Origin of the sequence: uncultured Allobosea sp. (assembly GCF_945957345.1) — a bacterium.
Lineage (GTDB): Bacteria > Pseudomonadota > Alphaproteobacteria > Rhizobiales > Beijerinckiaceae > Allobosea.
Window position 1 is genome coordinate 46,271 of the sequence record NZ_CAMFKW010000008.1, and the last position, 18,271, is coordinate 64,541.

Annotated in this window: 15 protein-coding genes; 4 read left to right on the plus strand and 11 right to left on the minus strand. The window is 67.1% G+C overall.

Going from position 1 to position 18,271, the window contains the following annotated elements:
• Positions 1 to 68: 68 nt before the first annotated feature.
• The 7 genes from Q0Q36_RS05910 to Q0Q36_RS05940 all read right to left on the minus strand — a co-directional run bounded on the left by Q0Q36_RS05910 (position 69) and on the right by Q0Q36_RS05940 (position 6,354).
• The gene (locus Q0Q36_RS05910) at positions 69 to 719 is read right to left on the minus strand and encodes an EF-hand domain-containing protein (protein WP_293796337.1); all 651 of its coding nucleotides are present in this window, start codon (positions 717 to 719) and stop codon (positions 69 to 71) included.
• Positions 720 to 856: 137 nt separating this feature from the next.
• Entirely contained in the window at positions 857 to 1,264 is a 408-nt protein-coding gene (locus Q0Q36_RS05915; protein ID WP_293796339.1) for a RidA family protein, read from the minus strand.
• Positions 1,265 to 1,311: 47 nt separating this feature from the next.
• Positions 1,312 to 2,952, minus strand: a complete 1,641-nt coding sequence (locus tag Q0Q36_RS05920; protein WP_293796341.1) for a benzoate-CoA ligase family protein — start codon at positions 2,950 to 2,952, stop codon at positions 1,312 to 1,314.
• Positions 2,953 to 3,014: 62 nt separating this feature from the next.
• Positions 3,015 to 4,223, minus strand: coding sequence for an acyl-CoA dehydrogenase family protein (locus tag Q0Q36_RS05925; RefSeq protein ID WP_293796343.1), 1,209 nt, complete (start codon positions 4,221 to 4,223; stop codon positions 3,015 to 3,017).
• Position 4,224: 1 nt separating this feature from the next.
• A complete protein-coding gene (locus Q0Q36_RS05930; RefSeq protein ID WP_293796345.1) occupies positions 4,225 to 5,061 on the minus strand; it encodes an enoyl-CoA hydratase family protein in 837 nt (278 codons plus the stop codon).
• The gene (locus tag Q0Q36_RS05935; RefSeq protein WP_265058999.1) at positions 5,061 to 5,597 is read right to left on the minus strand and encodes a MarR family transcriptional regulator; all 537 of its coding nucleotides are present in this window, start codon (positions 5,595 to 5,597) and stop codon (positions 5,061 to 5,063) included. Before Q0Q36_RS05935 ends, Q0Q36_RS05930 begins: the two co-directional genes overlap by 1 nt.
• Before the next feature lies 1 nt (position 5,598).
• Positions 5,599 to 6,354, minus strand: a complete 756-nt coding sequence (locus Q0Q36_RS05940) for an SDR family NAD(P)-dependent oxidoreductase (RefSeq protein ID WP_293796354.1) — start codon at positions 6,352 to 6,354, stop codon at positions 5,599 to 5,601.
• A gap of 239 nt (positions 6,355 to 6,593) precedes the next feature.
• Between Q0Q36_RS05940 and Q0Q36_RS05945 the strand changes: the two genes are divergently transcribed.
• Positions 6,594 to 8,918: a bifunctional salicylyl-CoA 5-hydroxylase/oxidoreductase gene (locus Q0Q36_RS05945; RefSeq protein WP_293796356.1), complete on the plus strand. Its 2,325-nt coding sequence runs from the start codon at positions 6,594 to 6,596 to the stop codon at positions 8,916 to 8,918.
• Between the two features lie 86 nt (positions 8,919 to 9,004).
• On the opposite strand, the gene Q0Q36_RS05950 is transcribed toward Q0Q36_RS05945, so the two are convergent.
• On the minus strand, positions 9,005 to 10,267 hold the full coding sequence (locus Q0Q36_RS05950; protein ID WP_293796358.1) for an MFS transporter: 1,263 nt from the start codon (positions 10,265 to 10,267) through the stop codon (positions 9,005 to 9,007).
• Positions 10,268 to 10,728: 461 nt separating this feature from the next.
• Between Q0Q36_RS05950 and Q0Q36_RS05955 the strand changes: the two genes are divergently transcribed.
• Positions 10,729 to 11,829, plus strand: a complete 1,101-nt coding sequence (locus Q0Q36_RS05955; RefSeq protein WP_293796361.1) for a DUF2778 domain-containing protein — start codon at positions 10,729 to 10,731, stop codon at positions 11,827 to 11,829.
• Positions 11,830 to 12,054: 225 nt separating this feature from the next.
• Here the strand turns inward: Q0Q36_RS05955 and Q0Q36_RS05960 are convergent, their stop codons facing one another.
• The 3 genes from Q0Q36_RS05960 to Q0Q36_RS05970 all read right to left on the minus strand — a co-directional run bounded on the left by Q0Q36_RS05960 (position 12,055) and on the right by Q0Q36_RS05970 (position 16,343).
• Positions 12,055 to 12,303, minus strand: a complete 249-nt coding sequence (locus Q0Q36_RS05960; RefSeq protein ID WP_293796364.1) for a hypothetical protein — start codon at positions 12,301 to 12,303, stop codon at positions 12,055 to 12,057.
• A 29-nt stretch (positions 12,304 to 12,332) separates the two neighbouring features.
• Positions 12,333 to 15,002, minus strand: coding sequence for a type I DNA topoisomerase (gene topA, locus Q0Q36_RS05965; protein ID WP_293796366.1), 2,670 nt, complete (start codon positions 15,000 to 15,002; stop codon positions 12,333 to 12,335).
• Between the two features lie 216 nt (positions 15,003 to 15,218).
• Complete coding sequence (locus Q0Q36_RS05970) at positions 15,219 to 16,343, minus strand: serine hydrolase (RefSeq protein WP_293796368.1); 1,125 nt, start codon at positions 16,341 to 16,343, stop codon at positions 15,219 to 15,221.
• Positions 16,344 to 16,506: 163 nt separating this feature from the next.
• Here Q0Q36_RS05970 and Q0Q36_RS05975 point away from each other — a divergent pair, with 163 nt between their 5' ends.
• Together Q0Q36_RS05975 and Q0Q36_RS05980 are read left to right on the plus strand one after the other, a co-directional pair.
• Positions 16,507 to 16,962, plus strand: a complete 456-nt coding sequence (locus Q0Q36_RS05975) for a MarR family transcriptional regulator (RefSeq protein WP_293796370.1) — start codon at positions 16,507 to 16,509, stop codon at positions 16,960 to 16,962.
• Positions 16,959 to 18,200, plus strand: a complete 1,242-nt coding sequence (locus Q0Q36_RS05980) for a multidrug effflux MFS transporter (RefSeq protein ID WP_293796373.1) — start codon at positions 16,959 to 16,961, stop codon at positions 18,198 to 18,200. The genes Q0Q36_RS05975 and Q0Q36_RS05980 overlap by 4 nt, the downstream gene beginning before the upstream one ends.
• Positions 18,201 to 18,271: the final 71 nt, after the last annotated feature.

The window sequence follows — 18,271 nt, forward strand, 5'->3', positions numbered from 1 at the left end:
GGCTTCTGCCGTCGGCGTCGGGGATGTTGCGGCTGCCACGGGTCGACGTAGCGACCGGGTGGCGGAACTCAGGCCGCCTGCGTGTAGGTCGCGGCCGTGCTGTTCGAGGCCGAGAGCTGCGACGCGCTGCCATAGGCCTGCGACGCATTCTGGAGGGCTTCCGGCGGCGGCCCGTGACGGTGATGATGATGCGCGCCGGCCTGCTGCATCGAGGACTGGAAGGACTTCACCTCGTCCTGCGAGACCGAGCCGTCGCCGTTCTGGTCCAGCGAGCTGAAGAGCTTGTTCAGCTGGTCGCTGTTCAGGCGGCTGTCCTTGAAGGCCGCGCTGAACTCGTCCTTGCTGATTCCGCCATTGGCATCGGTGTCGATCGCGTCGAAGGCCGACTTGTTATCCTTGTCGGCGTCGCTGTCGGAAGCTGTCCCGGCCTTCTGCGTTCCACCCGCCTGAAGCGAGAACAGGAAGGACTGCAGGAGGCTGTCCGCCTTCTTGGCCTTGTCCTTGAACGCATCCGACTCGGCCTTGCTGATCGAGCCGTCGCCGTCGGCGTCGATCTTCTTGAAGAGCTCCTCGCTCTTGCTGCTGTCGGCGCCTTTGGGGGCCGCGCTCTCGAATTCATCGAGGCTGATGCCGCCGTCGCTGTTGCTGTCGATCTGTTCGAAGCTGGGTGGTTTTTGGTGCGGCCGGAAGCCGCCCCCGATACTGCTGATACTGGACATGGAGATACTCCGGAGACGCCGCGATCCTGCGGCGCTCCAGGAGTCTCGGCCCGGAATCTTGGTGAATGCCTAATGAATCGGATTGCGTGAGTTTTCTTCCCACGAGTCGATCCGCGGCAGTTTGACGCAAGATCGATTCAGCCCGCGACCACCGCCGTCGCTTCGATCTCGACCAGGGCCTCCGGCTCGACCAACGCCGCCACCGCGACCACCGCCATGGCGGGGAAATGCCGGCCGAAAGCCTCGCGGTAGACCGGTCCCAGCTCCTTGAGGCTGGCGCGGTAGGCGGCGATATCGGTGACGTACCAGGTCAGGCGCACGATATCCTCGATGCGCCCGCCGCCGGCCTCGACCACGGCCTTGATATTGAGGAAGGTCTGGCGCAACTGGCCGATGAAGCCCTTGGCGAAGACGCCCTCAGCGTCCCAGCCGACGAGGCCGCCGGTGACCAGCACGCGGCCTTCGGCCACCATGCCATTGGCATAGCCGCGCGGCTGCGGCCAACCTTCGGGTAGGATGGCGCGGGATTGCGAATGGTCGGACATGGCGTGTCGCCTCGGTTTCGGCCGTTCAGGCTCTGTTGGAAGAAAGATCAGCTCTCGCCCTGCGCGATCTGACGCAGCGCGAAGCGCTGCAGCTTGCCGGTCGCCGTCTTCGGCAGAGCCGGGACGAAGGCGATGGCGCGCGGGTACTTATAGGGCGCGATGCCGGCCTTCACATGCTCCTGCAGCGCCTTGACCAGCGCCTCGTCGCCCGTGACGCCCTCGCGCAGCACGATATAGGCCTTCACGATCTGCCCGCGCTCGGGGCAGGGCGCGCCGACCACGCCGCATTCCGCCACGGCCTCATGCGTCAGCAGGCAGGCTTCGACCTCGGGACCTGCGATATTGTAGCCGGCGGAGATGATCATGTCGTCGGAGCGGGCCTGGTACCAGAAATAGCCGTCCGCATCGCGCAGATAGGTGTCGCCGGTGATGTTCCAGCCGTCGAGCACGTATTTCGCCTGCCGCTCGTCGGCGAGATAGCGGCAGCCGGTCGGGCCGCGCACGGCGAGGCGTCCGGGCGTGCCGTCCGGCACGTTCTCGCCATTCTCATCGACGATCTTCGCCTCGTAGCCCGGCACCGGAATCCCGGTCGAGCCCGGCCGGATCTTCTCGCGAGGCGCGCCGATGAAGATGTGCAGCATCTCGGTCGCGCCGATGCCGTCGAGCAGCGGCATGCCGGTGCGTGCCTGCCAGGCGTCGAAGGTCGCCTTGGGCAGAGCCTCGCCGGCCGAGACGCAGGTCCGCAGCGAGGAGATGTCGCGTCCGTCGAGCTTGTCGAGGATGGCGCGGTAGGCGGTCGGCGCCGTAAAGACGATGCTGACCTCGTAGCGTTCGATCGCGTCGATCAGATCGGCCGGTCCGGCCTTCTCAGGCAGCACCATCGCCGCGCCCATCCGCATCGGGAAGAGCACGAGCCCACCGAGCCCGAAGGTGAAGGCGAGCGGCGGTGACCCGGTGAAGCGGTCATCCGGCGAGGCCTTCAGCACGCGGGCGCCATAGCAATCGCAGATCGCCAGCATGTCCTGATGGAAATGCATGGTGCCTTTCGGCTCGCCGGTCGTGCCGGAGGTGAAGGCGATCAGGCAGACATCGTCTCGCGCGGTGTCGACAGCCTTGAAATGCTCATAGCCCGGCTGTGCCATCAGCGCTTCGAGCTCGCTGCCGCCGCTGCCGAAGGCGACGATGCGGGCCAACTCCGGCACCTGCGCCTTGGCGGTTTCCAACTCGGCCGTGAGGCGGTGATCGCAAAGCGCGAGCGTGATCTTCGCCTTGCGCAAGGGATAGGCGAGCTCGCCCGCACGCAGCATCGGCATGGTCGCGACCGCGACGCCGCCGGCTTTGATCACCGCGAGATAGGCGGCGACCATCATCGGCGTATTGCCGGCGCGCAGCAGCACGCGGTTGCCGCTGACCATGCCGAGATCGCGGGTCAGCACATTGGCGATGCGGTTCACCGCCTCAGCGAGATCGGCATAGCTCCAGTGCAGATCGTTGGCGATCACGGCTGTGCGCCCGCCACGGCCGGCGGCTATATGCGTGTCGAGCAATTCGGCGACGCAGTTCAGCCGCTCGGGATAAGCGAGCCCTGCTTCTTCCACCCTCAAATCGGGCCAGCTCTCGCGCGGCGGCAGATTGTCCCGCGCGAAGCTGTCCTGATGCCCCGATCTCGCGAATCCGGTTGCTGTCATTGCGTTCCCCTGCAAGAGCCGGAACCGATCAGGTCCCCTCGGCCTGATCGGCGAATCCGCCTCTAACGATCTGCTCTTCCGGCATGGGCTTTCAGAAGATCGCGTGCGATCACGATCTTCTGGACTTCCGAGGCGCCCTCGTAGATGCGCAGCGCTCGGATTTCCCGGTACAATTCCTCCACCTTGACGCCTTTGGTGACGCCGAGCCCGCCATGGATCTGGACGGCGCGGTCGATCACCTTCTGGGCGTTCTCGGTGGCGACGAGCTTCGCCAGCGCCGCCTCGCGGGTGACACGGGCCGCGCCGCCGTCCTTGGTCCAGGCGGCGCGATAGACGAGGAGGGCGGCGGCATCGACTTCGGCCGCGCTCTCGGCGATGGCCGCTTGCGAGAGCTGAAGGTCGCCGAGCGTGCCGCCGAACAGCTTGCGGCCATTGGCATGGGCCAGCGTCTCGTGCAGCGCACGGCGCGCGAAGCCGAGCGCGGCGGCGCCGACCGTCGAGCGGAAGATGTCGAGTGTCGCCATCGCGACCTTGAAGCCGTCGCCCGGCCCCCCGATGCGGTTTTCGAGCGGTATGCGGCAGCCTTCGAAGCGCAGCGTCGCCAGCGGATGCGGCGCGATCACCTCGATGCGCTCGGCGATCGTCAGGCCGGGCGTATCGGCCTCGACCAGGAAGGCGGAAAGCCCGCGGGCACCGGGCGCCTCGCCGGTACGGGCGAAGACGACGTAATGGTCGGCGATGCCACCATTGGAGATCCAGCTCTTTTCGCCGTCGATGCGGACATGGCTGTTGCCGTCCGGCGTCGCGGTCGTCGCCATCGCTGCGACGTCGGAGCCGGCCTCCTTCTCGGAGAGGGCGAAGGCGGCGATGCGCTTGCCGGCCGCGACATCCGGCAGGATGCGCCGCTTCATTGCCTCCGATCCGGCGATCGAGATCGAGCCGGTGCCCAGCCCCTGCATGGCGAAGGAGAAATCGGCGAGCCCGTCATGCGCGGCCAGGATCTCACGGGCGAGGCAGAGCGTGCGCACGTCGAGCTTGTCGGTGAGCCCACCATAAGCCGCCGGCACGGCTGCCTTCAGGAAGCCCGCCGCTCCTAAGGCAGCGACCCGCGCCCGGCAGGCCTCGTCGACATCGTCATGGGGCAGGTCGGTGAGATAGGAACCGGCCCAGCCGGAAAGCTCCGTGGCGAAGGCGCGGTGCCTCTCCTCGAAGAACGGCCAGTCCAGCGTGTCGCCGAGGATGTCGAGGCCGAGATGGGAGGCGCTGTCCATCTCAGTTGCCCTCGAAGACAGGCTTCTGCTTCGCGGCGAAAGCGTGATAGGCGCGGGAAAAGTCCTCGGTCTGCATGCAGAGCGCCTGCGCCACGGCCTCGGCCTCGATCGCGCTCTCGACCGACATCGCCCATTCCATTTCGAGCATGCGCTTGGTCATGGCATTGGCGAAGGTCGGGCCGTCAGCCAGCTCGGCGGCGAGCGTTTGCGCTTCGGACAGCACAGCTTCCGAAGCGCAGATGCGGTTGAGGAAGCCCCAGCGCTCGGCTTCCTCGCCCTTGAGGACGCGGCCGGTATAGAGCAGCTCGGCGGCGCGGCCCTGGCCGATGATGCGCGGCAGCATCGCGCAGGCGCCCATGTCGCAGCCGGCGAGCCCGACGCGGTTGAACAGGAAGGCGATCTTGCTGCCGGCCGTTCCGAGCCGCAGGTCGGAGGCCATCGCGAGGATGGCGCCGGCGCCGGCGCAGACGCCGTCGATCGCGGCGACGATCGGCTGCGGACAGGCCCGCATCGCCTTGACCAGCTCGCCGGTCATCCGGGTGAACTTGAGCAGGTCCTTGGTCTCCATCGCGACCAGGGGCCCGATGATCTCGAAGACGTCGCCGCCCGAGGAGAAGTTGCCGCCGGCGCCGGTGACGACGATCGCCTTGACGTCTTCTTCCTTCTGCGCGGCGAGGAAGAAATCCGTGAGTTCACGATAGCTTGCGAAGGTCAGCGGATTCTTTTTCTCAGGCCGATTCAGCGTCACGGTCGCGACCTTGCCAGAGACCGAAAGGCTGAAATGCTCCGGCTTGAAGCCCGCTACAGGAAGAGTGGTGGTATTGGCGATCTGGGCCATCAGGCGTCTCCCTTGGCGGCTTCTTCGGCCCGCCCCGCGATGGCGCGATGCAGCGAGGTCTTGGTTTGTCCGAGCAGCCGGAAAAGCTGCCCGCGATCGGCCTGCTCAAGCCCGGCGAAGAGCTCGGCGATCCATTCCTCATGGCGCTCTGCCATGGCCCGGAAGACTTTTCGGCCTTGGGCCGTCAGGGTCAGGATCTGCACGCGCCGGTCCTGCGGCGCCGCGCGCTTGTCGACCAGCCCGTCGACGATGAGCCCGGCGACGACGGCGGTGACATTGCCGTTCGAGACCATCAGCCGTTGCGAGACCTCGCCGACGGTCATGCCGACCACGGTCTTGTCGAGCTGCGCCATCAGGTCGAAGCGCGGCAGCGTCGTCTTGAACTCCTCGCGCAGGCGGTTGCGGATCTCCGTCTCGATCAGGGTCGAGCAGGTCAGCAGCCTGAGCCAGAGGCGCAATTCGTCCTTGTGGTCGCCGGGGCGTTCGCTGGCCTTGGTCTCGCGGTCGAGGATCAGGGAAGAGGAGGGCGTCTCCATGTCAGAACTCCCCGCCATTGACGAGCAGGGACTGCCCGGTGACGGCGTCGCTGCCCGGCCCGCAGAGATAGAGCACGGCGGCCGCGACCTCTTCAGGCGCGATCAGCCGGCCCTGCGGGTTGTCCTTGATCATGGCCGCCAGCGTGTCCTCGCGGCTCTTGCCTGTCTTGGCCGCGACATTGTCGATGCTGGCGGTCGCCATGTCCGTGTCGGCATAGCCTGGGCAGACCGCATTGACGGTGACGCCGGAGCGCGCCGTCTCCAGCGCCAGCGACTTCACCAGCCCGACCACGGCATGCTTCGCCGCCACGTAGGCGCTCACATAGGGATAGCCGCGATGTCCGGCAGTCGAGGCGATGGCGATCAATCGCCCGCGGCGGTGCTCCAGCATGGCCGGCAGCGTGGCGTGGAACAGGTTGACCGTGCCGATCAGGTTGATGTCCAACATGCGGCGGAAGCGCTCGCTGTCGCTGCGCATGAACGGGCCAGTCTCGACCGCCCCCGCATTGGCGACGGCGATGTCGAAGGCGTGCAGGCGGGAAAGCTGGTCGAGCGCGGCGGAGACCGAAGCTTCGTCGCGTACGTCGCAAGCGGCGAAATCGGCTGCGACCCCGGCTGCGACGGCCTCCCGCAGGGTCGCTTCGTCGCGCCCAAGGATGCTGACCCGGGTCCCAGCCGCCGTCAGCGTGGCGGCAATGGCCCGGCCGATGCCGCGTCCGCCTCCCGTCACCAGCGCGCGCTGTCCTTGCAGAGTCATGGCGTTCGACCTCCGGCGCCGAATATATTTTAAGTCTGAAGGAATTTGCAAGCGGCCTGACGATGGAGCGGGGAGATGAGTATCTTGCGGCGCAAAAAGCCCGCGAGATACGGCGTTTTGCGATGCCGGGCGGCTGCGCGCGATGCGGGATCGCTGCAAAAGCCTCTTGAACTCAAAAATATTTTAGGCTTAAAATAATTTTGCAAGCCGGGTCGGCCGGCTCCCGAATGGAGGCGTCGATGCGTATCGCGGTCGTGGGTGGAGGGCCTGCGGGGCTCTATTTCGCATTGCTGATGAAGCGGGACTGGCCGGAGCTGACGGTCGACGTCTTCGAGCGCAACCAGGCCGACGATACGTTCGGCTTCGGCGTGGTCTTCTCCGACCAGACGCTCGATACGTTCAAGGTGGCGGATGCGAAGAGCTATGCCGCGATCCGCGACAACTTTGCATACTGGGACGATATCGAGATCCGCTTCAAGGGCGACAGCTACCGCGTGCCGGGCAACGGCTTTTGCGGCTGCTCGCGCCGCTCGCTCCTGATGCTGGTGCAGGCGAGGGCGCGCGAACTCGGGGTCAACCTGCATTTCGGCGACGAGATCGCCGATGTCGAGACGCTGAAGCGTGACTACGACCTCGTCGTCGCCGCCGACGGTGTCAACAGCCGCTTGCGCGAGAATTGGCGCGAGCGTTTCAAGCCCCAGACCGACCTGCGGCCGAACAAGTTCACCTGGATGGGCTCGACTCGTCCCTTCGACGCTTTCACTTTCTTCTTCAAGGAGACTGAGCACGGGCTCTTCATCGCCCATTGCTACCAGTACGAGACCGGGCGCTCGACCTGGGTGCTGGAGACCGATCCCGAGACCTTTGAGAAGGCTGGACTCGGTGCCCTGGACGAGGCGCAGTCGGCCGCCTTCCTCGAAGGCGTCTTCGCCGAGGAACTCGAAGGCCACAAGCTCATCACCAACCGCTCGCTCTGGCGCAATTTCCCGATGATCCGCTGCCGCAACTGGGTGGTCGAGAACGTCGTGCTGATCGGCGACGCCAAGGCGACGGCGCATTTCTCGATCGGCTCCGGCACCAAGCTCGCGATGGAGGACGCCATCGCCCTGCACAGGGCGATGGGGCAGGCGAAGCTCGATGTCGCGGCCGGCCTCAAATTGTTCGAGACGCAGCGCCGCGAGGAGGTCGAAAAGACCCAGCATGCGGCCGACGTCTCGCTGGTCTGGTTCGAGGAATTGAAGCGCTTCTGGGATTTCGAGCCGTTGCGCTTCGCCTTCGGTCTGATGACCCGCTCCAAGGCGATCACCTATGACAATCTGGCGTTACGGGCGCCGGAAATGGTCGAAGCCGTCGACAAGCTCGTCGCGGATGGCCTCGGCGATCTGGCGAAGCGACGCAAGGATGGCTCGCCCGTTCCGCCGGCCTTCCAGCCCTTCAAGCTGCGCGAGATGCGGGTCGAGAACCGCATGACGGTCTCGCCGATGTGCCAGTATTCAGCGCAGGACGGCCTGCCGGGCGATTGGCACCTGATGCATTACGGCTCGCGCGCCATCGGCGGTCCCGGCCTGATCTTCACCGAGATGACCTGCGTCGCGCCGGACGCCCGCATCACCCCCGGCTGCACCGGCCTGTGGAATGACGAGCAGGAAGCCGCCTGGCAGCGCATCACCGCTTTCGTCCATGCGAATTCCGCTGCGAAGATCTGCCTCCAGCTCGGCCATGCCGGGCGTAAAGGTGCGACCAAGCTGATGTGGGAGGGCATGGATCGGCCGCTGCCGGAAGGCGCTTGGCCGATCATCTCGGCTTCACCCTTGCCCTATTATCCGGAAAGCCAGGTGCCGCGCGAAATGACCCGCGCCGACATGGACCGGGTCACGGCAGAGTTCGTCGCCGCCGCCGAACGCGGCGAACGCGCCGGCTTCGACATGCTGGAGCTGCATTGCGCCCATGGCTATCTGCTGGCGAGCTTCCTCTCGCCGCTGACCAACAAGCGCACCGACGAATACGGTGGCTCGATCGAGAACCGCTTGCGCTATCCGCTCGAGGTCTTCCGGGCGCTGCGCGAGGCTTGGCCGCGCGAGAAGCCGATGTCAGTGCGTATTTCCGCGACCGACTGGGCCGAAGGCGGCCTCTCGGCTGCGGATTCCGTCGCGATCGCCGAGACTTTCGCCGCCGAGGGTTGCGATCTCGTCGATGTCTCGACCGGCCAGACCGCGCGGGAATCGCGCCCCATGTACGGCCGCATGTTCCAGACACCGTTCTCGGACCGCATCCGCAATGAGGCAGAGATCGCGACCATGTGTGTCGGCAACATCACCACGGCTGATCAGGTGAACACCATCATCGCCGCCGGCCGGGCCGACCTCGTCGCGCTCGGGCGCCCGCATCTGGCCGATCCGTCCTTCGTGCTGCGCGCGGCGGCCTGGTACGGCGTCGATACGGACCAGCCGGTGCAGTACGCGCCGGGCAAGGACCAGCTCATGCGCAACACGCCGCGCGAGCGTCAGGACCTGGAAGAGCTCAAGCTCAAGGCCAAGCCGAGCCGCCACGCCGTGGCGCATTGAGATTGGTCGTCTGCTGCTGAGCCCCTGCCGTCATTCCAGCGCTCCCGCCGGGGCGAGCGCGGAATGACGATGACGAGCCTGCAGAATTATTTGCCCTCGGCGTGGCTTCTGCTTCCCGCAGGCGAGACGTCGGGAATGGTCGGGGTGGTCGGCTTGCGCTCTGCGAAGGGGTTCGCTTCCGGCGGCTTCACCCGCAGGCGGAAGGCGAGGTAGATGCCCGTCGCGAGTGACAGCGCGCCGAGATAGACCAGCAGGCCTTGTGGCCCCATGACCTGCATGAAGGCGGTTGAGACCAGGGGGCCGATGGCCGAGCCCGTCGCCCAGAGGAAGAGCAGCTGCGCGGACAAGCCCAGCGCGCGCTCGCGGCCCAGCCGGAAATACGCATGGGCGACGGCGACCGTGTAGATCGGCATCGAGCCGGCGCCGATCAGCGCGAACAGCCCGAATTGCCAGAGCCGGCTATGCGGCAGGGAAAACCAGAGCACGGCGCCGAGCGCCAGCGTGCACAGCACGACCGATGCGGTGGCACTCAGCATGATCTTGCGGCTTTCCACCCGGTCGGCCAGCAGGCCAAGCGGCCATTGCAGGACCAGTGCGCCGATCTGGATGCCGGCGGTGAGCAGGATTGCCCATTTCTGGTTGAGCCCGATCAGAATGCCGTAGGCCGGCGCGACATTGGTAAGCGCACCGCCCATCAGGCCGACATAGAGGCAGCCGATGAAGGCGGCCGGCGCATACTGCCAGATCGTGTTGAGCCGCACCGAGATCACCGCGCCCGATTCCGGGCCTTTTGCGCGGGTCATCGCGACGGGGATCAGCGCCAGCGAGAAGGCGGCGCTGGCGAACAGGAAGATATCGCCCGACTGCATCGAGACGTAGCCGGTGCCGATCTGCGAGCCGATCAGCGCGAGCCGGTTGAGGATCTGGTAGAGGCCGAAGATGCGGCCGCGCTGCCCGGCCGAGGCCTGCCCACTGATCCAGCTCTCGATGCAGATGGCATGGCCGGCGCCCGCGAGGCCCATGCCGAGCCGCGACACCACCCAAAGATCGACAGGCCAGAGCGAGAAGCTCAGCGTCAGCGCGCCCTGCATGGCCGCAAAGACCGCGAAGGCACGGATATGCCCGACGCGGCGGATAAAGGCGGGGATCACGAAGCAGCCGGCGAGGAAGCCGACCGAATAGGCCGAGCCGACGAGGCCGATCAGCAACGGCGCCTTCTGCGCCAGCGCCATCTTGAGCGGGATCGCGGTGTTCACGATGGTCGCGGCGATCTGCAGGATCAGCGCGCCGCTGACGATCGCGCCCAGGGCGGCGACGGAACTCGTCTTCGGCTCGGCTGGCTGGCTCACGGCGGTTCCGGCCTCCGGCGCAGCCGCCGGGGAAGCCTCGGGGTCCGGCGACGGCAACTCATGCGGTTGCGATGCTTGCGACATATCCGATTCGAGGGCCGGTTTGGGAAAAATGGGCTGAGATTGCAGCTTTGCCGGAAAAGATGGGCCAATCGGGGCAGTCCGTGAAAAATCCTCGTCTTTCTTCCTTCATCCTCCGGACTCGATCGTGCCGTTTTTCGATGGTCATACAGCGCCGTGCCGACGCCCGTTCCGTCGCGTGCGAACCGAGAAAATTTATCGATGCGGTTCACCGGCGATTAACCAAGGCAGCGCCTTATCGATACGGAACGAAGTTTGGGTTCTCCCGGCATGCTCTGTCTCACTGCGACGTGCATCGCGTCTCCGCTTGTCGGGGCGCGTGCGGCGACGCTGTGCCTGCGGCCGCCGGGCGTGGCGTAAGCGTATCGAGAGTGCGGCGGATGACCTATGCGACCTATGTACGGGAAGGTGGCGCGCCTTATGTGCGGCCGCGCCGTCGCCGTCGGCCCCTGCTGAAGGGGGCCCTCGTGGCGCTCGCCTTGAGCGGCGGCGCGATGTCCGGCTTTTGGATGCTGGGGCAGGGTGCGCCTGGTTCCGATGCCGGCAATACGCTCTCCGCGACCGCTCGCAAGGCACCGAACGCCCGCGTCGCGCAGCAGCCGGCTCCTGCCTATAGCGGCCTGCTCGATCCGGCTCTGTCGGGCGGCAAGGGGGCTTCCTTCGTCCAGGGCGCTCCGGTCCGTTCCGCCTTCCAGCCGGCCGCTCAGCCGCCGTCATCCTCGCTCGCCGCTGTCGCTCCCGCCGCCGAGCCCGCCTTGCCGTTGCCGCCCCAGCCGCCGGTCACGCTGGCGGAGAAGGCCGCGCCCATGCCGGTGCCGCGCCCGCTCGACCTGCTCCCGAAGGCCGAGCCTCAGCAAATCCAGCCGCAACAGCTTCAGCCGCGCGTCGCCCAGCCGACGACGCCGCGCCGCAACAGGACCGCGGCCGCGGCGCCGACGCCCGAGGACAATCGCAACTTCTTCGAGAAGCTCTTCGGCGTGCAGAAGCAGGCCGAGCCGGCCGGCACCGCGCTCGCCTATGCCGCGCCGCAGGATGACATCGTCGATCGCGGCCGCATTACCCGCCTCAGCCCCTCGGTCGGTACGCCGACGCGCACGGCCGAGGCTGGCACGGCGATCTACGATATCGCCGCCAAGATGGTCTATCTGCCGAATGGCGAGCGGCTGGAGGCCCATTCCGGCCTCGGCGAGATGATGGACGACGTCCGCTACGCCCATGTCCGGATGAAGGGCGTCACCCCGCCGCATACCTATACGCTGACCGAGCGCGAGGCGCTGTTCCACGGCGTGCGCGCCATCCGCCTGAACCCGGTCGGCGGCAGTGGCGCGATCCATGGCCGCGCCGGGTTGCTCGCGCACACCTACCTCCTCGGGCCGCGCGGCGACTCGAACGGCTGCATCTCGTTCAAGGACTATGACCGCTTCCTGCAGGCCTTCCTGCGCGGCGAGGTCAAGCGCATCGTCGTGGTCGCCAGCCTCTGAGCGTCGGGAGCGGGGCCGAGACCTGGTGACGCTGTATTGCTGGCGCGAGCTGTAACCCTTGTCATTCCGGGGCTTCGCGTCAGCGAAGAACCCGGGACCCACGACCGGGTGAGCTGCTCGCAGCCGAACACCTGATGTCTCACCCAGTCGCGGGTTCGGGGTTCGCGCCTCCGGCGCGCCCCGGAATGACAAAGGGCGTGATCAGGGCAATTCAGGTAGCAGGCCCTATGGTTGCCGCTGACGACTGGCCATCCGCAGCGCCGCCCCGGCCGCAGCGAGAACGCAACCCAGCACGAAGGGCGGAACGAAGACCGTGAGGGCTTCGGTATCCTCCCAACGAAAGCGGAACCGGGTGAGGCTGCAGCCGCCCGAATGCAGGCCGCAGGCGAAGAGGTTGAGCGCGACCCAGCCTGCGAAGGTGACGAGGCAGAGAATAGCCCCGCCTCCGATCAGGAACCAGCTCGCGAGCCGCATTCAGGCCGTTCCGTGAAGCCGCGGCGCCGTCAGCCGCGCGCGGCCTTTGGCGCCTTCTTAGCGGCTGGTTCGGCCTCGGCCGCCTTCTTGGCAGGGGCCTTCTTCGCGGCAGGCTTCTTCGCCGGAGCCTTGGTCTTCGTTGCGCCGGCAGCGGCTTTCGCCTTGCCCTTGGCGCCGCCCTTCGCTTCCGCCTTGGCGTTCGCCAGCTCGATCGCCTGTTCCAGCGTGATGCTTTCGGCGGTCATCGTCTTGGGCAGGGTCGCGAAGATCTTGCCCCAGGCGACATAAGGGCCGTACTTGCCGGCCTTCACCTCCAGAGCGCCACCAGCGGGATGGTCGCCCAGCGCCCGGCCCGGCGTCGCCGCCGCGCGGCCGCGCCCGCCGCCGCTCTCCTTGGCGACGATCAGGTCGATGGCGCGGTTGGCGCCGAGTTCGAGCACGTCGTCGTCCTTGTCGATATTGGCGTAGACCTTGCCGTACTGGACGTAAGGTCCGAAGCGCCCGATGCCGACGAGGATCGGCTCGCCGCTCTCGGGATGGCGCGCCACTTCGCGCGGCAGGGACAGCAGGGCCAGTGCCTTCTCCAGCGTGACGCTCGCCGGGCTCATGCCCTTGGGCAGGCTGGAGCGCTTGGGCTTCTCGCCCTCGCCTAGCTGGATATAGGGGCCGAACCGCCCGTCGCGAAGCGTGACTTCGAGATTGGTCACCGGATCGGTGCCGAGGATGCGCACGCCCGGCGCGCCCTGGCCGCCCTCGGCCGAAGCCTCGCCATCGGCGGCTGGGACGGAGAGGGGGCGCGTATAGCGGCATTCCGGATAGTTCGAGCAGCCGACGAAGGCGCCGAACTTGCCGAGCTTCAGCGAGAGCTGGCCGGTGCCGCAGGTCGGGCAGACGCGCGGATCGGAGCCGTCGGCCTTCTTCGGGAAGATATAGTCGCCGAGGATGCCGTTCAGCGCCTCCAGCACGTCGCCGACGCGCAGGTCCTTGGTCTCGCCGATCGAGGCCTGGAACTCGTCCCAGAACGCGCGCAGCAGCGCCTTCCAGTCGATCTCGGCGTTCGAGACGCGGTCGAGATTCTCTTCGAGATTCGCCGTGAAGTCGAACTCGACATAGCGCTTGAAGAAGCTCTCCAGGAACGCCGTGACCAGCATGCCCTTGTCCTCGGGCACGAGGCGCTTCTTCTCGATGCGGACATATTCGCGGTCGCGCAGGGTCGAGAGCGTCGCGGCATAGGTCGAGGGCCGGCCGATGCCGAGCTCTTCCATGCGCTTGACCAGGCTCGCTTCCGAGAAGCGCGGCGGCGGCTCGGTGAAATGCTGGTCGGCGGCGATCGCGCGCTTCTTCAGCGCGTCGCCCGATTTCATCGCCGGCAGCTTCTTGCTGTCCTCGTCTTCTTCGTCGTCTCGGCTTTCTTGATAGAGCGTCAGGAAGCCGTCGAAGAGCACGACCTGTCCGGAGGCGCGCAGTTCGAGATTGCGGGCGCCGACCTTGGCCGCGATATCGACCGTGGTGCGCTCCATCTCGGCCGATTCCATCTGGCTCGCGATGGTACGCTTCCAGATCAGTTCGTAGAGCTTGGCCTGTTCGGGTTCGAGATGGCGCGCGACCATCGCCGGCAGGCGGCCGAGATCGGTCGGGCGGATCGCCTCGTGGGCCTCCTGAGCGTTCTTGGCCTTGACCGTGTATTTGCGCGGGGCGTTCGGCACGTATTTCTCGCCGAATTCCTTGCCGATGACACGCCGCGCCGCAGCGATCGCCGAGCCGTCCATGTCGACGCCGTCGGTACGCATATAGGTGATGAGGCCGACGGTCTCGCCGCCGATATCGACGCCTTCATAGAGCCGCTGCGCGAGCTGCATCGTCCGCGCCGGAGCGAGGCCGAGCTTGCGCGAGGCTTCCTGCTGCAGCGTCGAGGTCTGGAAGGGCGGCTGCGGGTGGCGCTTGACCGGCTTGGCCTCGACCTCGCTGACGGTAAAGAGCGCGGTTTCCAGCGCCGCCTTGAAGGCCTTGGCCTCTTCTGCATTGCCGATATCGAGACGGGCGATCTTCTTGCCGTCGGCGCCGACGAGACGGGCCTCGAAGGTCTGGCCGGATGCGGTCGCGAGCGTGGCCACCAGCGACCAGTATTCGCGGGCCCGGAACGCTTCGATCTCGCGTTCGCGGTCACAGACCAGGCGTAGCGCCACCGACTGCACGCGGCCGGCCGAGCGAGCGCCCGGGAGCTTGCGCCATAGCACCGGCGAGAGCGTGAAGCCGACGAGATAGTCGAGCGCGCGGCGCGCCAGATAGGCATCAACCAGCGCCTGGTCGATCGCGCGCGGATTGGCCAGCGCCTTCTGCACGGCGTCCTTGGTGACGGCGTTGAAGGTGACGCGCTCGACCGGGATGCCCTTCAGCACGCGCTTCTGGTTCAGCGCCTCCAGCACATGCCAGGAGATCGCTTCGCCCTCGCGATCCGGGTCGGTGGCGAGGATCAGCTTCTCGGCGCCCTTCACGGCGCGCGCGATCTCGGCGACCTGCTTGGCGCCGCGGCCCTCGATCTCCCATTTCATCGAGAAGTCGTTATCGGGCTCGACCGAGCCGTCCTTGGCCGGCAGGTCGCGGATATGCCCGAACGAGGCGATCACCTCGTAGTCGGAGCCCAGATACTTGTTGATCGTCTTGGCCTTGGCCGGCGACTCGACGACGAGGAGCTTCATGATTTTCGTGTCTCGATAACAGCCCTGATCAGAGCGCGGAGCCGGCCCTAACGGACGGTCCCGCGACCCGCAAGACCGCTGCGGTTCGGAAGATGCGCGCGAAAGTGGTTCAGCGCGCCGGCTCTGTCAAACCCCGAATGGATGACGACGACGATCGCCGGCCCGCTGATGCAGCGGTGAGACATGGGGGCGATCGTCGGCTTTGCAAGCGGGGCCTCAGCCCCGCGCCGCCACCAGCCTATCGATGAAGGCGTCGGTCTGGGCGCCATTGATCCAGCGCAGCACCGCGACGACGTCCTGCTCGGGATCGACCCAGATCACGTTGCTGCCGGCGCCAAGTGCCGAGAAGGACGAAGCCGGCACGCCCGGACGCGCCGCCAACCACCAGAGATAGCCGTAGTTCGTCAGGGTGGGCGAGGGCGTCAGCATGCGCTTGACCCAGTCCCGCGACAGGATCTGCCGGCCGCCCCAGTCGCCCTGCCGGCCGATCAGCAGGCCGAAGCGGGCATGGTCGCGCGCCCCGATGAACAGCCCGCCGCCCCAATGGCCGCCGCCCGGCACCGACTGGATCGAGCGGCCGTCGATCTCGGTGAAGGAGGTGCTGTAGCCCTCCCAGCGCCAGTCCGCCGAGGCACCGATCGGGTCCATCACCCGCTCGCGTAGAACCTCCGGCAGCGGCCGGCGGAAGCGTTCGAGCAGGGCGTAGCTCAGCACGTTCACCCGCACGTCGTTATATTCGTAGAAGCTGCCGGGTGCCTTGAGCTCGCGACGCTGACCCTTGCGGCTGTTGTCTGCGCCGGGGCCGATCTGGCGGTTGTGGTCGACCTGGTCGGATTTGCCGAAGATCTCGCCCTGCCATTCGCTCGACTGCTGCAGCAGGTGGCGCCAGGTGATCTGGCCGTTATGTGGGCCGGAAAAGACCGGGCCGGCAACTGTCTTGCCGACCGGCTCCTCGACGTCCTTGATCAACCCGTCGTCGAAGGCGATGCCAGCCAGCACCGACAGATAGCTCTTGGCGATCGAGAAGGTCATGTCGGCGCGCGCTGTGTCGCCCCATTCGGCAACGATGCGCCCGCCCTTCAGGATGAGCCCGGCCGGGCCGCCGCGCTCGCGCACCGGGCCGACGATCTCGGTCCAGGGGCCGCGCTCGTTCCATTCGACATTCCCGACATAGCTGCCGTCCGGATAGTACAGGCTGCGCGGCCAGGGGCTCTCTTGCTCGCGGGCGAAATCGACCGCAGCCTTCAGCCTCTCCGGGTCAAAGCCTGCCTTGGCGGGCGCGATCGTCTGCCAGAGGGCGCCGTTGGAGGCGGGGACGAAGGTTTCGTTCGGGCTGGGCACGGCATCTTCTCCGGCAAGCGAATGACCGGGTTTCGCCGAAAGCTCCGACAGGTGCAAGCAGCCCCCGGCTTCGTTGCGGTCGATGCAGCGCCGTCATGAGGCGAACGCGCATTGAAATAGATGTAGACACAATTATTGTTACTGCATCAAAGAAGAGGCCGCCATGGAAACCGCCAGCCCTCAAGAGATGATCGGGCGCACGATCGCCCGCACCGCCCGGCTTTGGCGCCGCGCTGTGGACGTGCGGCTGCAGGCCTACGGTCTCACCGAGGCGACGTGGTTGCCGCTCTTGCACCTGTCGCGGGCGTCGGCCCCGATGCGCCAAAAGGACCTGGCGCTCTCGCTGGCCCTCGACGGCTCGACGGTGGCGCGACTGCTCGACAACCTGCAGGAGGCCGGGCTGGTCGACCGGCGCGAGGACGAGATCGATCGCCGCGCCAAGACGATCCATCTGACCGCTGCGGCGGAGGATTTGGTGGCGCGGGTTGAGGCGACCTCCCGGGAGGTCAGGCTCGCGACGATCCGCAATATTCCGGAGGCCGATATCGCGCGCACCGCGGCGGTGCTGGAGCAAATCTGCGACGTCCTGGCCGCATTGCCTGAGCGGGAAGCGGCATGAGCACCGTCCTTCCGCCCGGCGCCGTGCTGGCCTCGAAGCGCCCCGCGCCGCTCTGGCTTCTGGCTCTCATCACCTTCAGCGGCACGCTGGCCATGCATGTCTTCGTGCCGGCGCTCCCGCTCGCGGCGCATGATCTCGGCGCAAGCGCCGGTTCGCTGCAATTGACGATCAGCTGCTACATTCTGGGGCTGGCGCTGGGCCAGCTCTTCTACGGGCCGATTTCGGATCGTTATGGCCGTCGGCCGGTGCTGATGGTCGGGCTCGCCGTCTATACGGCCGCCAGCGTCGCCGCGGCGCTGACGCCCGGCATCGAGGCCTTGATCGCGACCCGCTTCCTGCAGGCGCTTGGGGGCTGCGCCGGCCTCGTCCTCGGCCGGGCCATCGTGCGCGATGCGTCGGGCATGACCGACTCGACCCGGCGACTGGCGACGATGAACCTGATCGTCGTGCTTGGCCCGGGGATCGCACCGCTGATCGGCACCGCCGTCTCGGAGACGGTTGGTTGGCGCGCGATCTTCTTCTTCCTGACGGCGATGGGGCTGGCGAACATGCTGCTGACCTGGCGCGTCCTGCCGGAGACGGCCCGACCCGGCGCGGGCGTCGATTTCGGAACTGTGCTGCGCGGCTATCGGCGCCTGCTCCGCTCCCCGGCCTTCCTCGGCTATGCGATCGGAGGCGGCTTCGCGACGACGCCGATGTACGCTTTCATCAGCGCGGCGCCCTTCATCTTTACCCGCCAATTGGGCCGGCCGGCCCATGAGGTCGGCACCTATCTCGCGCTCGTCATCATCGGCGTCTGGCTGGGCAACCTCTGCTCCAGCCGCCTCGTCGGCCGCGTCAGGGTCGGCAAGCTCGTCGTCGGCGGCAGCGCGATCGGCCTGCTCGGCGCTTTGCTTCTTCTGGGCACGGCGCTGTCGGGCCATCTCAGCCTGGCTTCCGCATTGGCCGGAGCCACGCTCTTCACCTTCGGTGCGGGCATGGCCAGCGCGCCGGCTCTCGCTGAGGCCATGAGCGTCGATCCGCAACTGGCCGGCTCGGCATCGGGCTTCTACGGCTTCATCCAGATGGCGATCGGCGCGCTCGCCACCTCGCTGGCTGGCCTCGGCAGCGACCCTGCGCTCGCCGCAGGCGCCGTGCTGGCCGTTGCGGCGCTCAGCGCGCAGCTCTGCTTCGCGCTGGCCCTGCGGGCGCGCCGTCTCGCCGCTGTCACCCATTTGGCAGCCAGACCGGCGGAATGAGGGCGGGACAGCCTTGCCTTTCGCCAAGCGCGAACCTTGCGCGGGACGCGACTCGCGCCTAAACAGCCTGC

Coding starts and splice junctions, on each gene's coding strand:
- Q0Q36_RS05910 (WP_293796337.1), bottom strand. CDS start 719: ATGTCCAGTATCAGCAGTATCGGGGGCGGCTTCCGGCCGCACCAAAAA.
- Q0Q36_RS05915 (WP_293796339.1), bottom strand. CDS start 1,264: ATGTCCGACCATTCGCAATCCCGCGCCATCCTACCCGAAGGTTGGCCG.
- Q0Q36_RS05920 (WP_293796341.1), bottom strand. CDS start 2,952: ATGACAGCAACCGGATTCGCGAGATCGGGGCATCAGGACAGCTTCGCG.
- Q0Q36_RS05925 (WP_293796343.1), bottom strand. CDS start 4,223: ATGGACAGCGCCTCCCATCTCGGCCTCGACATCCTCGGCGACACGCTG.
- Q0Q36_RS05930 (WP_293796345.1), bottom strand. CDS start 5,061: ATGGCCCAGATCGCCAATACCACCACTCTTCCTGTAGCGGGCTTCAAG.
- Q0Q36_RS05935 (WP_265058999.1), bottom strand. CDS start 5,597: ATGGAGACGCCCTCCTCTTCCCTGATCCTCGACCGCGAGACCAAGGCC.
- Q0Q36_RS05940 (WP_293796354.1), bottom strand. CDS start 6,354: ATGACTCTGCAAGGACAGCGCGCGCTGGTGACGGGAGGCGGACGCGGC.
- Q0Q36_RS05945 (WP_293796356.1), top strand. CDS start 6,594: ATGCGTATCGCGGTCGTGGGTGGAGGGCCTGCGGGGCTCTATTTCGCA.
- Q0Q36_RS05955 (WP_293796361.1), top strand. CDS start 10,729: ATGACCTATGCGACCTATGTACGGGAAGGTGGCGCGCCTTATGTGCGG.
- Q0Q36_RS05960 (WP_293796364.1), bottom strand. CDS start 12,303: ATGCGGCTCGCGAGCTGGTTCCTGATCGGAGGCGGGGCTATTCTCTGC.
- topA (WP_293796366.1), bottom strand. CDS start 15,002: ATGAAGCTCCTCGTCGTCGAGTCGCCGGCCAAGGCCAAGACGATCAAC.
- Q0Q36_RS05975 (WP_293796370.1), top strand. CDS start 16,507: ATGGAAACCGCCAGCCCTCAAGAGATGATCGGGCGCACGATCGCCCGC.
- Q0Q36_RS05980 (WP_293796373.1), top strand. CDS start 16,959: ATGAGCACCGTCCTTCCGCCCGGCGCCGTGCTGGCCTCGAAGCGCCCC.